The sequence below is a fragment of the Lactobacillus rizhaonensis genome (assembly GCF_036246345.1).
GTDB classification, from domain to species: Bacteria; Bacillota; Bacilli; order Lactobacillales; family Lactobacillaceae; genus Lactobacillus; species Lactobacillus rizhaonensis.
The window spans coordinates 585984-601103 of the sequence record NZ_BTTV01000001.1 but is presented as its reverse complement, the minus strand read 5'-3'; the positions used below and the strand labels follow the sequence as shown (position 1 = coordinate 601103).

The window sequence follows — 15120 nt, the reverse complement described above, 5'->3', positions numbered from 1 at the left end:
CCAACACCCGAAGGAATACTTCTGGACTTATCTTAAATAGTGAGACTTGTGTGTGTTAAACATATGGGTCTCTTTTTTGTTAGTAGGAGGTAACAATGCCCCAGAAATTTTATAACCAAGAAATTGAAAATGTGGCTCAAGAGTTGTCAACATCAACTAGTCAGGGTTTAAAGACCAGTCAGATTAGTGCCTTGCGTGCAAAATATGGCACTAATAGTTTGGCAAGTAAAAAGAAAATTAGTATTTGGCAACGTTTTTTGGCTCAATTCAAAGACTTCATGATCATTGTTTTGATAGTTGCAGCGCTACTTTCAGGCTTTGTCGCACAAGAATGGACAGATGCTGCAATAATTATGATTGTGGTTATTTTGAACGCGGTCCTAGGTGTTTTCCAAGAAACACGTTCAGAAGAAGCAATTAACGCATTAAAGAAAATGGCTACTCCCAATGCTCATGTTCGTCGAGATGGTCAGATTGTTGAAATTCCCAGTCCAGAATTACTGCCAGGTGATGTTGTTTTACTTGAAACAGGTGATGTTGTTCCAGCGGATTTGCGCTTAACTGTTACTAAGAGCCTAAAAATTGAAGAATCTGCTTTAACCGGTGAATCAGTTCCAGTTGACAAAAATGTTGAGCCTATTAATGATGAAAAGGTAGCACTCGCAGATCAGGATAATATGGCTTTTGCCAATACCAATGTGACCTATGGCCGCGGTGAAGGTATAGTTACTGAAACGGGAATGAACACTGAAGTCGGTAAAATTGCCACAATGCTTAATAACACCGATGAAACTGATACCCCATTAAAGCGCAATCTTAACCAGTTAGGTAAAACGCTAACGATCATGATTCTGCTAATTTGTGCTGTGGTATTCGTTGTAGGCTTTTTTACCAAAAAAGGAACGGAACCAACAGATAAATTGGCTATCGATATGTTCTTGGTTGCCGTGTCACTTGCAGTTGCAGCTATTCCAGAAGGATTGCCGGCTATTGTTACTATTATTTTGGCATTAGGCACGCAGGTGATGGCCAAGCATAATTCGATTGTGCGGAAGTTACCCGCTGTTGAAACCTTAGGTGCAACAGACATCATTTGTTCCGATAAAACTGGTACATTAACCCAAAATAAAATGACAGTTGAGCAGATTTATTATGATAATCAAGTACATAAATCTTCCAGCAGCATTAGCCACGATAATCATGCTTTAATGGCGATGGTTTTAGCTAATGATTCTAAACTTGATGAAAATAATCAATTGCTGGGAGATCCTACCGAAACTGCCTTAATTCAATACGCACTTGATCAAAAGATAGATGTGCATAACTTAATTACAAGTCATAAAAGACTGCAGGAAGTGCCGTTTGATTCTGGCCGTAAACTGATGAGTACCGTCAATGAGGACAATGGAAGTTACTTTGTAGCAGTTAAAGGAGCACCGGATCAGCTGCTGAAACGAGTAACCCGGATTGAACTAGACGGCAAAGTTAGTGCAATTAGCGAAAAGCAAAAAGACGAAATTATGCTTGCTAATCAAAATATGGCTAAAAATGCGCTGCGAGTTCTGGGCCTAGCCTATAAACCTGTTGAAAAGTTATATGATGATCCTTCAACTGATAATGTTGAACAAGATTTAATTTTTGCAGGTTTGGTTGGAATGATCGACCCGGAACGTCCAGAAGCCAAAAAGGCCATTGTTGAAGCCCATAATGCCGGAATTAGGACTGTTATGATTACAGGTGACTTTCAGGTAACTGCACAGGCGATTGCGGAAAGATTAGGGATTTTAAAACCTGGTGAAGATGAACGGGTTGTTACCGGTGCACAACTGGATGAATTTAGCGATGAATATCTAGAAAAACACGTAGCAGATTTTAACGTTTATGCCAGAGTTTCACCCGAACATAAAGTTCGCATTGTCAAAGCTTGGCAGGCGCAAGGTAAAATTGTGGCAATGACAGGTGACGGCGTTAATGACGCTCCTAGTTTGAAGCAGGCTGATATTGGAATAGGTATGGGGATTACCGGTACCGAAGTTTCAAAAGGGGCCAGTGATATGGTTTTGGCGGATGATAATTTTGCTACGATCGTTGAAGCCGTCAAACAAGGACGTAAAGTCTTTAGTAATATCCAAAAGGCCATCCTTTACTTGATGAGTTGTAATGTTGGTGAGGTTCTAACAGTGTTCATGATGACCATGTTAGGCTGGGATATCTTAGCTCCTGTTCAACTATTGTGGATTAACTTAGTTACGGACACGCTGCCAGCCATTGCTCTCGGCCTTGAACCAGTTGAAAAAGGTATCATGAAACGGACACCACGGGGTAAAAAATCAAACTTCTTTAGCGGTGGAGTCGCAAGCTCGATTGTTTACCAGGGAATTCTAGAAGGTGCTATTGTTTTAACTACTTACCAGTTAGGATTAAATTTTGGCCCTCATATGAATGATGCTAACTTGCAACATGGTGATGCATTAACTATGGCCTTTCTTACCTTAGGCTTAATTCAACTATTTCATGCTTTCAACTCTAAGTATATTCACCAATCTATTTTTTCAAGAAGAACCTTTGCCAATAAATGGTTTAATTGGGCAATATTAATTTCTGCTGTGGTAATGGCGGCAGTAGAATTGCCGTTTATGACAAAATTCTTTGATGTCACAGAATTGAATTCCACACAATGGTTAATAGTTTTAGGTGCCGGAATTTGTATGATCGTGATAGTTGAAATTGTAAAAGCATTCCAACGTCTAGCGGGCAAAAAATAAAAGTACCTTTAAAATAAAAAGCTCCGCAATCTTAATTTAGATTGCGGAACTTTTTTAGTTTATTTTGAAACAAGATCAGCTATTTTTTGTAAATATTCAGCATCAATTTGGTCAAATCTATTGAAATTGTTGCTATCAAGGTCAAGAACTGCAAGTAAGCTTTTATTTTTGATAAGCGGAACGACAATTTCAGAATTTGTAGCTGCATCACAAGCAATATGACCAGTAAATTCGTGAACATTAGGTACGATTTGAGTTTGCTGAGTTTTTGCAGCGACACCACAGACCCCTTTTCCGATTGGAATATGCATGCAGGCAATAGGTCCCTGAAATGGTCCTAAAATTAATTCGTTGTCTTTAAAACGATAGAAGCCTGCATAACTAACATCAGGTAAACTATTGTAAAGAAGCGAGCTAATATTACTCATATTGGCAATTAAATCATGCTCATTTTGGAGCAAATTGCTAGCCTGTTTCAAAATTAAGTTATAATCTTTTATCTTATCCATAAGTTTTCTCCTAATGAGATTTTAAGCTAGTTTGACCCTTTTTAAAAGTGCTAATCTGTAATTAAGAATAAATTTCTCACAGTTATTTTTAATCATAATTGACTTTTTTTGACAAAAAAATATTAGTATTGAACATACAATATAACCATTTTTATTTAATATTTGCTTATATGGCGGGCAGAAATAGACTTTCATCTTAACGTGAATCAAACAGAGCGTTGTCTAAATTTTTATTAAAAAAACTGTATTACTTTTAAAATTCTTAACCGCTATAGTAAAATAGAAACTACAACTTATTATTTCATGCATTGACTATGAAAGGGGCGATGACAATGTCGATGATAGAGTTCCATAACGTGCAAAAATTTTATGGCCATTTTCATGCACTGCACGACATTAATTTAGAGATTGATCAAGGTGAAACGGTGGTTCTGATCGGGCCATCCGGTTCCGGTAAAAGTACGCTTGTACGGACCGTTAACGGACTTGAATCAATCCAGAAGGGTAAGTTGATAGTTAACGGTCACGATCTCTCTGATCCAAAGACTAATCTCAATATCTTACGTAGTGATGTTGGGATGGTTTTTCAGCACTTTAATTTATACAAGAATAAAGATGTACTGGAAAATATTATGCTAGCACCCAGAATAGTAAGTCATATTCCTGAAGAGGAAAATAAAAAACAGGCGTTAGACTTGCTGGATATGGTTGGACTAAGGAAATGGGCACATAATATGCCTTCACAGATTTCTGGTGGTCAAAAACAGCGTGTTGCAATAGCACGAACTCTGGCAATGAAGCCAAAGCTTATTTTATATGATGAACCTACGTCTGCTCTTGATCCGGAAATGATTGATGATGTTTTACAAGTTATAAAAAAGGTTACCAACGAAAGTGGTATGACCTCATTAATTGTTACTCACGAAATGGGCTTTGCCAAAGAGGTTGCCAATAGGGTTATCTTTATGGACCAAGGTCGGATTGTTGAGGATGATGATAGTGAGAGCTTCTTTAAACAGCCAAAGACGGAGCGGGCACAACAATTTTTGAGTAAAATTATTTCTCACTAAGGAGGCCAATTATGAAAAAGAAATTTTGGCTACTTCCTTTATTGGCATGTATTTTAATGTTAACCGGCTGTGGTAAAAGCGTTAATGATCAATCCGTTTTAAAAAATGCTAAGCAATCTAATACGATTGTTTGGGGTGTCAAAGGTGACGTTAAGCTTTTCGGTTTAATCGATGTTCGTGATGGCCAGCAAAAAGGTTTTGACGTTGATATGGCTAAACATATTACGAAGCATATTTTAGGTCCTCAGGGTAAGGCAGAATTTGTCACTACAACCTCTCAATCCAGAATTCCTCTGTTAAAGAATGGTAATGTGGATGCTGTGATTGCTACTATGTCAATTACGCCAGAACGTAAAAAGATTATTTCTTTTTCAAAATCATACTTTGATGCTGGTCAATCTCTGTTAGTTCCTAAAAACTCTTCAATTAAGAGTACCAAGGATCTAAATGGTAAGACAGTTATCGGTGTTGTGGGTGCCAACTCGGTTGCAAACATTAAAAAAGTAGCTCCTAAAGCAAAAGTGATTGAATTGCAGGATTATGCTCAAGCGATGAATGCACTGAAGTCGCATCAAGGGGATGCTCTAACTACTGATAACGGGATTTTATTTGGTTTGGCAGTGCAAAATCCAGGCTACGAAGTTCGTGGTGGTACCTTTACTGTTGAACCATACGGTGTTGCGGTTAATAAGGGACAAACCTCATTTACTGAAGCTGTAGACAAGGCAGTTCTTGAAATGCAGCATAACGGTGAATATAATCGCTTAATTAAAAAGTGGTTTGGCGACGTTCCAGGATTTAAGTATAAGGAGCTGTATCGCCGATGATTAATATTTTTGCAAAATTCAGCAGCCAACTATTGGTAGGCTTAGGCTGGACAGTATTATCTAGTATAATTGCTCTATTTTTCAGTTTAATAATTGGAACAATATTTGCAATTATGGAAGTTCTTCCAAGTAAAGTAATGCGTGTAATTGGACATGCTTATGTTGAAATTATGCGTAACATTCCTTTGCTTGTAATCACTATGTTTTTCTATCTAGTAATTCCGATGTATGTTGTCAAAATCAATGGCTTTACTGCAGGAACTATTGGCTTAACACTCTATACTTCTGCTTTTATCGCAGAGACGATCCGTTCAGGTATTCAATCAGTCTCTAACGGACAAATGGAGGGAGCCAGATCAACCGGCATGACCTATTGGCAGGCAATGCGTTACATTATTTTGCCTCAGGCATTTAAAATAGTAATTCCGCCTTTAGGTAATCAATTCGTTAACTTGGTTAAAAACTCTTCAGTTTTAGCCTTTGTTGCAGGATTTGATTTGATGTACCAGGCGAACTCAATTGCGTCTACTACTTTTGACACCATTAACAGTTATTTAGTTGTAGGTGTTTTATACTTGATTGTTACTTTGCCAATTAGCTATTACATGCGACACTTAGAAAAGAAATTAGGTTAGAAGGAGGTATTAAAAAATGCAAAATTGGATTAATGCCTTTTCATGGCTTAATGTGCGCTTTTTGTTAATGGGCCTCTGGGTAACTATTTATATTTCAGTAATTTCGGTTATCTTAAGTTTTATTTTTGGCTCAATTTTAGGCATAATCAGGTATTCTAAAATAAAGTATGTTTCACAGATCGTTGGCTTTGTAATTGATATTATTCGTAATATTCCGTTACTTCTAATTATCTTCTTCACTTACTTTGGACTACCTAACTTTGGTTTAAGGCCGGAAACGATTCCAGCAGCGATAATCGCTATGACTGTCTTTGAATCGAGTATGATTGCTGAAATTGTACGTTCAGGTATTCAGTCTGTTTCTGTTGGTCAAATGGAAGGAGCTCGGTCTACAGGAATGTCATTTGTACAAGCACTATGGCATGTTGTTTTGCCACAAGCTTATAAGAATATGGTTCCTGCAATTATTAGTCAGTTTGTTTCCCTTATTAAGGATACATCCCTCGCAACTATTATTGTTGTTCCTGAAATGATGCAACATGCCCAAGTTATTTATGGACAAAATGCAAACTATATCTTACCAATGTTTGCTGCACTTGCAGTTTTATATTTTGTAGTTTGTTTTACATTGTCAATAATAGGTAATGTAATCGGTAAGCACTTGTCTTAAAGGAAGAACGTTTTATTATTTAAAGCATCTCACTAATTGTGAGGTGCTTTTTTTAATATTTAAGAAGCTGTTAGAAATAATTATTATTAGATAATCATATATGTTAAAATACTAGCTAAAGATAAAAACTAAATTTAAAAGGGAGAACTTATGCCACGTCCTAAGACCAAACAAGAGTTAATAGATGCAAGTAATTCATCTTACCAAAAGATAGTTGCTTTGATTTCTAAGTTGCCGGAAGATGCTCGCACAGGTAGTTTCAGCTTTGATACTAGTAAATTAAAAGAGGCCCACTGGAAAAGAGATCACAATATTCGTGATGTTCTAATTCATTTATATGAATGGCAGAGATTATTACTGGAATGGGTTAAAAACAATCAGGACGGTCATGAACAAGAATTTTTACCTGAAGGGTACAATTGGCGCAATTATGGTGAAATGAATCAGCAATTTTGGGAAAAGCACCAAGCCACTGCGCTAGAAGAAGCTGAAAAATTATTGGCGAAAAGTCATAAGCAAACGATGGCTTTACTTGATACTTTTACTGAAGATCAACTTTTCCAAAAGAATGTATTTCCTTGGACTGGGACAAACGCTTTGGGTACGTACTTTATTGCAAATACCTCTAGTCATTATGAGTGGGCGCTGAAAAAATTGCGTAAGTATCAAAGATCGTTGAAATAGAAGTAAATTAAAACAGATAGTCACATCAAAGTGCTACCTGTTTTTTGATTGGTTAAATAATTTACTTCATTGACATTTAATTTCTTTAAAGATATAATTTCTAAAAAGAAAATATTTAGAAAGAGAAATTATGATGAAAAATAAAGACCTATATCAGGCCTTGATGAATTTGCAGTGTGAACTGGTTGCGGAAAGAAACTTGGTGAATCCAGGTAAAATAAGCTGGTTGCAATACGATATTTTGAATGCTTTACAAGAACATTCTAGTAAACCTACTGTTTTAAGTAGACAACTTGGTATTACACAAGCCAAATTGTCTAAAAATTTTACCAAATTAAGAGATTTAGGTTATATCAGCCAGACTCCAGATATACACGATCATAGAGAGATAATGACAGAGATCACTGATAATGGGATTAAGTTTATGAATGGTATCGCTGAAAAGCACAATCAGTTATACAGTCTGGCCAAAGCAATTTGGACAAAAGAAGAGCAGGAACAATTTATTTTGTCAGCTAATAAGTTAATAGCTATTTTGAAAAAAGAACGGCTTAAAAATGAAAAGTAATTCAATAAATGTCGAAGGCGCACGTACAAACAATTTGAAAAACATTTCTGTTGAATTTCCCAAAAATAAAATTACTGTCATCACTGGTCTTTCTGGTGCAGGTAAATCATCCTTAGCACTATCCACAATAGCAGCTGCTGCCCAACGTCAAGTTAATAAGACTTACAGTGCTTATATACAGCAACTTTTACCACATTTTAAAGAACCTGAAGTTGATAAAATTAAAAATTTACCATTTACAGTAGTAGTTGATCAAAAAGGAATTGGTAACAACTGTCGTTCAACTCTCGGTACCTATTCAGATATTTATGCGGCATTGAGACTGTTATATTCGCGTCTGGCTAAGCCTTTTATAGGCTATTCCATGAATTATTCCTTTAATAATCCTGCTGGAATGTGTCCAAGATGTCAGGGACTAGGTGAAGTAAGAGAAATAATTCCTGAAAACTTGTTAGATATAACCAGGTCACTTAATGACGGAGCAATTAAATTTCCGACATTTCAGCCTGGAGGTTGGAGGTTAACTCGTTATACTGAATCGGGCTACTTCAATAATGATTTGCCTCTCAGAGAATGGTCTCAAGAAAAAATTTCACTTTTATTGAATGGTAAAAAGCAAGTTCCACCAAATCCAACTTCAAAATGGCACCGAAATGCAAAATATATTGGCATTATTCCCAGGATCACAGAGACGTTCTTAAACAAAAATAGTTCACAGTATCAAAAAGAGATGGACAGGATAATTAAAGTTGTCACCTGTCCAGTTTGCCATGGTCAAAGGTTAAATCAAAAAGCGTTAACTGCCAAAATTAACAATAAAAATATTGCTGAATGCAGTATGATGAGTTTAGTTGACTTAAAGCAATGGCTGAACAATATTAATGATGCAAAGACTAAAGTTATCCTAGAGGAAATAGAAGTTAAGCTCACTAATTTAATTAATGCTGGTTTAGGATATTTGAATTTAAACAGAACAACTGCTTCTTTATCAGGAGGCGAAGCTCAAAGAGTCAAATTGGCAAATTATTTAAACAGTGATTTAACAGACTTGCTTTATATTTTTGATGAGCCCAGTGTAGGGCTGCATCCATATGATCTTCAAAACATCAACAATATTTTTAAACAACTAAGAGATAAGGGTAATACAGTCATTATTGTTGATCATGATCCCCAAGTAATCGCAATTAGCGACAAGATTGTCAATTTAGGAGAGCTCGCTGGAAATAAAGGCGGTTATGTTACTTTTTCAGGAAATTTCGCAGATTTAATTCAAAGTAATAAACTAACGGGAAAAAGTTTGCGCCACAAAGGAAAACTAAAAAGCAAGCAGAAATCATTTAAAGAGTTTTATTATATAAATAACGCATCTTTAAATAACCTGCATAATGTAAAAACTAAAATACCACAGCAATCCTTGACAGCAATTACTGGTGTTGCCGGTTCAGGTAAAAGTAGTTTAGTAAGATTAATCAAAAAACGATATCCAGAGGCGGCAATATTAGACCAACATGAAATTCATGGTAGTAACAGATCAAACGTATTAACTTATTTAAATGTTTTTGAGCAATTACGACAGTATTTTGCTCAGGCTACCAAACAATCTTCAGGTTTGTTTTCTTTTAATAGTTTAGGAGCTTGTCCCGTATGTAAGGGTAAGGGAGTACTTAAACTTGATTTGGCCTATATTGGTGAATCTGTTACGACTTGCGATTCTTGTCACGGGCAACGTTATTCACAAAAGGCGTTAGAACCGAAAGTTTGTGGTATGAATATTGCAGAAGCTATGGCTTTAAGTCCTACAGAGTTTGCCGCTAAGTTTCCTATTCTCAAATCCGCAATGGCAATACTAAAAGAAGTAGGCTTAGATTATATTAAATTAAATCAATCGTTAGATACTTTCTCAGGAGGTGAACTGCAGCGGCTTAAATTGGCTAAATTTCTCTTAGGTCAGTCCAGTAAAATTTTAGTTTTGGATGAACCAACTAGTGGTTTACACGAATACAATGTTCAGGACTTTATTAATCTTTTGCAAAATCTTATTTTTAAGTACGGCATAACAATTATTGTTATCGAGCATAATTTACGTTTAATTGGACAAGCAGATTGGGTTGTTGACATAGGCCCTAATGCAGGTAATAAAGGAGGTAAAATTATGTTTGCTGGTAGTCCTGAGGAATTGGTTAAACAAAAAACTTTGACAGCTGTAGCGTTAAGAGATTATTTTGGCATTTAGGTTTTAAATTATTAAAAATAGCCAGTTGAATGATAAATCATGATATGAATCCTAAAATTTTGACACTTTATTAGCTTTTAATTGAGGACTAGCTTTCGATATTCAATCGGAGCTAATCCTTTTAGTTTGATTTTGATTCTTTTCTGATTGTAATACTCAATGTAATATCTGATCGTCTCTGCCAGCTCATTCAGATTTTTAAACTATCTGCTATTACAAAAAATGTGCCAAAGCTAACTAATGAAAATGAACCTATTTATAAAGCTACTTGAATTTTGGCTCCTCAATGCAACATTAAATTTTAAAAGTGATGAATGTTCCGTATCTATAAATATTTTTCGTTCATATTTTCATCGCATTCTTGATTATTTGCTGGAAAATAAATAAAATCTTATTTTTGATATGTATGAGTTTTTTAATAAAATAAAAAGTCAACTTGCTAGTAACTTAAAATCACTTAATGTTGATTTATAGAACTACTCATAAATTCGGGATTAAAGGCTTACCCACTTTGAAAATACTTTATTAGACAAATTAATATTCCTAGATTTCATTTACATGTAAGGCAAAATAAGTTATTATTAGATTAATCATTAAAATGACTTATGAGAAACTAGGTGTTTATTATCAATCAAAAGCAGAGATTAGATATCATATTACTAAATTTACAAAAAAATAATTCATTAACCCTACAGGAAATTCTGGATTTAACTGGTAGCTCTCGAGACACTGCAAGGCGGGATATTATTAAATTGGTCAACAATAATATGGCTGTCCGTAATTATGGTGGTCTTAGTTTGCCCAATTCGTATAATAAATTAAGTGTTTTTTTAGATAGGATGGATGAAGAAAAAACTGAAAAACAAAAAATTGCTGAGTCCGCAAGTAAGCTTGTTCAGTCGGGAGATTTTTTGTATTTAGACGTGTCAACCACAGTTAGTTTTTTACCTCAGTATTTGAAACAAATCAAGTCATTATTTACAATTACAAACTCGATCGATATTGCTGATAAATTATTAAAACAAACAGCATGTAAAGTTAGGCTTTTGGGAGGTAACCTGGATAGAGAAAAAAGGTGTGTGACTGGAACAAAAGCACTTAGCGATTTGACTGATTATCATTTTAATAAGGCATTTTTAAGTGCTGTTGGTATTACACAGCAAGGTATTTTTTACGCATATGATGAAGACATTGAATTTAAAAAGCAAATAAGAAAAAGAACAGATCAACTAATTTTGTTATTAGACCATAAAAAAATCAATGCTACTCATAATTTTCACGTGTTTAATTTAAAAGATATCGATGTACTTATAACAACAGCTTCTTTACCCAAAAAATTAGAAGAAAGCTTAAATATAAACCACGTAAAAATAATAAAAGCAAAGGGATATAAATGATTGATACGATTCTTTTTGATGTAGACAGTACTTTAATTGATACAGCTAGCGTAATGATTGACTCTTTAAAAATCACTTTAAGAAAGTTAAAAAATATTACCATAAAAGATGACTCTGATTTGTATTTTGTTCTAGGAATTACTGGAGATAAGGCAATAACCAGATTTGCGTCTAACGATACTGAAAAAGTAATTTTATTAAATGACTGGGCTAAAAATATAGATGCCTTAAAAGATAAAGAAAATATTTTTCCAGGTGTCAGAAATTTATTGATTAATTTAAAAGATCAGGGTTATACCACGGGGGTTGTTACTTCCAAAAATCAGCATGAAATGGATAGTGAATTTAATCGCTTTGATTTAAACAACTATTTTGACTGTATTGTAAATGCCTCTGATACAAAAAAGCACAAGCCAGATGCGGAGCCAATTAATTTTGCTTTGAAAAAATTAAATAAAACTAATAATTCAACTATATATGTTGGAGATTCACCTTATGATTTGGAGACTGCTATAAATAGTAAGGTAACTTTTGCTTGGGCAAAATGGGGATCAAAAGCTGAAGAAAGATTATTTAATAAAGCAAACCTGGTTTTGAATAAACCATCTGATTTATTTAAATATTTAGGAAATTAAATAATTTTTACTTTGTTACTAATAATAAAACTAAAAAAGCCAATGTATCGAATAAGAAGTGGACTAAAAAGCTTACCCAAATATTATGCGTTTTGATAAAAGCCCAATTTAATACCAGACGTGTAAATGCTAATCCTAAAATAACATAACCCAAATTATAGTCATATGTTGATAAGTGGAGTAAAGCAAAAATCAAAGCTGAAGCAATATTACCCCAGAAAAGCGGGTGTGGCATGTGAATAGAATCAGCTAACTGTGTCACAGCTAACAGAGGCATAATCGCTAAGAATTCTTCGCCTAATATTTGAATAGCACTGCTGAAGCGCTGATAAATGAAAATGAGCCAAACGTGGGGCGTACTCATGGTTAGTCCAGCAGCTGCATTGCCAGAAACAGCACCAAACAACTTCTGAGAAATTGCTCCTGAAACAACGGATACGAAATAAGCTAAAATGAAAAAGACTAGCACCCACAGCCATTCTTTGGCATGGGGAGCATGAAATAATTGTTGCCATTTGTGCCCAGTAGCAATTTGAACTCCGATTATTTGAATTACCAGAAAAACAGTTACTACTAAAATTTGAAATCCCGCGGCTATTAAACTAGGATGATTTTCGTCAAAAATTAGTGAATCTGGAATTTGCACACCTGGCATAATCAAACAGCAGTAAGCTATCAAATTTGAGAGTAATATTATCAGCCATTTTTTACCAGATAATTTATATGAACTATTTAAATTGTTGGCCATGTTTATTCTTCCTTTTATTTTTGATTTTATATTGTTAATTTATAAAAGACAATTTACTGGCTTGTGAAATTGTCACAATAGCGATTTGATTTTAGCTAAATTGTCTTGCACTCAAATTCAAAAATAACTTGCAGGTTAATAATCCTTCCAGCTAAGTGTTACAATTATCTTAACGGGTATCAGTATTTGTAATTTGTTTTATATTGATAAATTGAATATAAAAATATAATTATTTAACTAATTAAGAAGGTTCTTTTTATGAAAAAAGTTAGAATTAAGAATCAAATATTGCCAGCTTTAGGAATAGGCACTTGGGAGATGGGAGATGATCCCAAGATTCGAGATGAAGAAATAGCAGCAATCAGGGCAGGTCTTGATGCAGGCCTAAATGTGATTGATACTGCTGAAATGTATGGTAACGGTAACTCTGAAAAGTTGGTAGGGGAGGCCATTAAACCGTATCAGCGGTCAAAAATCTTTTTGATTTCCAAAGTTTTACCGCAAAATGCTTCTAGATCAAAAATGCGTCAAAGTTTACAAAACAGTTTGCAAAGACTCCAAACCGATTATTTAGATCTATATCTTTATCACTGGCGGGGAATGGTACCGTTGTCTGAGACCGTTTCAGAGTTGCAAGTTTTACAAAATGAGGGTCTAATTCGTGCTTGGGGAGTTTCGAACTTTGACATAGATGATATGGAAGAATTATGGCAACTGCCAGAAGGACAAAATTGTGTTGTTAATGAGGACTTATATAATTTAGAAACCAGAGGAATTGAATATAGTCTTTTACCTTGGCAAAGAGAGCATCACGTTCCACTAATCGCTTATAGCCCTTTAGGACGTGGACCAAAAATGGGCAGTACAATGATGAAAAACGATGCCGTTTTACAAGTTGCTGAAGAACACGAGGCAAGTGCTTATCAAATTTTACTTGCTTGGGTCATGCACCAATCAGATGTTTTGGCAATACCAAAGAGCAGCAGTTCAAAGCATTTATTGTCAAACCTGAAGGCATTAGATATTGAGCTAACTCCGGAAGATTTGCAGATTTTAGAACAAGCGTATCCTAAGCCTGAACACAAAGAGCCCCTGGCAATTTACTAAAGCTAGTTTCGACAGTCCCTTTAAACATTAATCATTAAAAAACTAAAAAATAAAGTAAAAAAGCTTGAGTTATCTCAGGCTTTTTCTGTACCCTTATACTAGGTAAGAATTTGGGAAGTTAAATAATGAAAAATTTTTTGTTTCGTTTATATTTGACAGCAATGAAAGTAATTGCTCGTTTTACACCAATACAAAGTAATAAAGTGGTTGTTCTTAATGGTGCAGGTCGTTCTGGTTCAAATGGCTATTTGTTTGGTAAATATTTGCAAAAAAGCCATCCAGAATATGAAGTTACTATTGTGGAACCTTGGCCATCTTCACATTTACCACTTAAAACTTGGCGAGACATTGGTGCAGCAAAATTTGTGTTGACCACACATCAGCCATTTAAAGTTCATGCAAAGCAGGTTAATATCCAATTTTGGCATGGTATACCCCTTAAACGTATGGGCTTTATGGCCAATAATACTAGTTCTAAGGTTGACGAGCGCAATGCTAAATTATGGCAAAAGAATGCTGATATAGTTTGTTCAAGCAGCGATTTATATGAGAGCCTGATGAGTGCTTGCTGCGGAATTGAAACTAATAAGTATCATAAAACTGGTTTTCCTCGTATTGATGCTTTAAAAAAGCCAGCTGTTAACAAAAAACAGCTACTTGGCGATTTATTTGAAATCAAAGATGATGAGGCGCAGATTGGTATTTATATGCCAACATTTCGCTATGAAATGGAAGATAACCAAATTATGGACCAGGTTCAACAGGGTAATTTTTTAACTCTGTCTGACTTTAATAGTGAGCAGTTAAATAATGCGTTAAAAATGAATCACCAGTATTTAATAGTGAAACTGCATCCTTATGAAATGAATCTTTTTAAGCATTTGCAGAGTAATTATTCTAATATTGCTTTTCTTAATAATGATTATTTATATGAGCAAAACATTGATCTTTACGAGCTTTTGGGTAATACTGCTTTTTTGATTACAGATTTTTCCTCAATTTATTTTGATTATTTAAATATTGACAAGCCGATAATATTTGTGACAAATTATTTGCGGCAATACGAAGAAAAGCGTGGCCTCTTAATGGGTCCTTATGAAGAAATTGTACCTGGAATGTGTGTAAAGACACAGCGGGAGCTCATTCGAGCACTGGGAATGCCAGATCAATACAGTGCGAAACGTAATTACTGGTTAAAATTAACAAACCAGGTTCAGGACCAATCAAGTTGTGTAAATGTAGTTGAGTTATTAAAGAGTATTAGAGGGTAAG

The 15120-nt window shown here is 34.9% G+C and carries 14 protein-coding genes and 1 pseudogene; 12 read left to right on the top strand and 3 right to left on the bottom strand.

The features are described from left to right. Positions 1-95 precede the first annotated feature (95 nt). Positions 96-2765 (top strand): calcium-translocating P-type ATPase, PMCA-type, encoded by a 2670-nt coding sequence (locus AAA915_RS02865; protein ID WP_338199703.1) that lies wholly within the window; start codon positions 96-98, stop codon positions 2763-2765. A 59-nt stretch (positions 2766-2824) separates the two neighbouring features. On the opposite strand, the gene AAA915_RS02860 is transcribed toward AAA915_RS02865, so the two are convergent. Further along, positions 2825-3274: a GAF domain-containing protein gene (locus AAA915_RS02860; protein WP_338199701.1), complete on the bottom strand. Its 450-nt coding sequence runs from the start codon at positions 3272-3274 to the stop codon at positions 2825-2827. A gap of 332 nt (positions 3275-3606) precedes the next feature. On the opposite strand from AAA915_RS02860, the gene AAA915_RS02855 reads away from it, so the two are divergent. The 7 genes from AAA915_RS02855 to AAA915_RS02825 all read left to right on the top strand — a co-directional run bounded on the left by AAA915_RS02855 (position 3607) and on the right by AAA915_RS02825 (position 9961). Beyond that, positions 3607-4344, top strand: a complete 738-nt coding sequence (locus AAA915_RS02855) for an amino acid ABC transporter ATP-binding protein (protein WP_294602842.1) — start codon at positions 3607-3609, stop codon at positions 4342-4344. An 11-nt stretch (positions 4345-4355) separates the two neighbouring features. Continuing rightward, entirely contained in the window at positions 4356-5171 is an 816-nt protein-coding gene (locus tag AAA915_RS02850; RefSeq protein ID WP_294602845.1) for a glutamate ABC transporter substrate-binding protein, read from the top strand. Then, positions 5168-5806 carry an amino acid ABC transporter permease gene (locus AAA915_RS02845; protein WP_294602847.1) on the top strand — a complete coding sequence of 213 codons (639 nt, stop codon included), beginning with the start codon at positions 5168-5170 and terminating at the stop codon, positions 5804-5806. Before AAA915_RS02850 ends, AAA915_RS02845 begins: the two co-directional genes overlap by 4 nt. Positions 5807-5822: 16 nt before the next feature. After that, positions 5823-6476 (top strand): amino acid ABC transporter permease, encoded by a 654-nt coding sequence (locus AAA915_RS02840; RefSeq protein WP_338199696.1) that lies wholly within the window; start codon positions 5823-5825, stop codon positions 6474-6476. 150 nt (positions 6477-6626) lie between these two features. Continuing rightward, positions 6627-7160 carry a ClbS/DfsB family four-helix bundle protein gene (locus tag AAA915_RS02835; protein ID WP_338199694.1) on the top strand — a complete coding sequence of 178 codons (534 nt, stop codon included), beginning with the start codon at positions 6627-6629 and terminating at the stop codon, positions 7158-7160. 133 nt (positions 7161-7293) lie between these two features. Further along, positions 7294-7728, top strand: coding sequence for a MarR family winged helix-turn-helix transcriptional regulator (locus AAA915_RS02830; protein WP_338207471.1), 435 nt, complete (start codon positions 7294-7296; stop codon positions 7726-7728). Then, positions 7718-9961 carry an ATP-binding cassette domain-containing protein gene (locus tag AAA915_RS02825; RefSeq protein ID WP_338199690.1) on the top strand — a complete coding sequence of 748 codons (2244 nt, stop codon included), beginning with the start codon at positions 7718-7720 and terminating at the stop codon, positions 9959-9961. The genes AAA915_RS02830 and AAA915_RS02825 overlap by 11 nt, the downstream gene beginning before the upstream one ends. 77 nt (positions 9962-10038) lie before the next feature. Here AAA915_RS02825 and AAA915_RS02820 read toward each other — a convergent pair. Further along, a pseudogene (locus AAA915_RS02820) lies at positions 10039-10164 on the bottom strand (IS3 family transposase); the annotation flags it as partial. Positions 10165-10578: 414 nt separating this feature from the next. Here AAA915_RS02820 and AAA915_RS02815 point away from each other — a divergent pair. Next, positions 10579-11358 (top strand): DeoR/GlpR family DNA-binding transcription regulator, encoded by a 780-nt coding sequence (locus tag AAA915_RS02815; RefSeq protein WP_338199688.1) that lies wholly within the window; start codon positions 10579-10581, stop codon positions 11356-11358. After that, a complete protein-coding gene (locus AAA915_RS02810; RefSeq protein ID WP_338199686.1) occupies positions 11355-11993 on the top strand; it encodes an HAD family hydrolase in 639 nt (212 codons plus the stop codon). The genes AAA915_RS02815 and AAA915_RS02810 overlap by 4 nt, the downstream gene beginning before the upstream one ends. A gap of 7 nt (positions 11994-12000) precedes the next feature. On the opposite strand, the gene AAA915_RS02805 is transcribed toward AAA915_RS02810, so the two are convergent. Beyond that, the gene (locus AAA915_RS02805; protein ID WP_338199684.1) at positions 12001-12741 is read right to left on the bottom strand and encodes a CPBP family intramembrane glutamic endopeptidase; all 741 of its coding nucleotides are present in this window, start codon (positions 12739-12741) and stop codon (positions 12001-12003) included. Between the two features lie 258 nt (positions 12742-12999). Here AAA915_RS02805 and AAA915_RS02800 point away from each other — a divergent pair, with 258 nt between their 5' ends. Continuing rightward, positions 13000-13848: an aldo/keto reductase gene (locus AAA915_RS02800; protein ID WP_338199682.1), complete on the top strand. Its 849-nt coding sequence runs from the start codon at positions 13000-13002 to the stop codon at positions 13846-13848. Between the two features lie 125 nt (positions 13849-13973). After that, positions 13974-15119 (top strand): CDP-glycerol glycerophosphotransferase family protein, encoded by a 1146-nt coding sequence (locus tag AAA915_RS02795; protein WP_338199680.1) that lies wholly within the window; start codon positions 13974-13976, stop codon positions 15117-15119. The last annotated feature ends 1 nt before the right edge of the window (position 15120 follow it).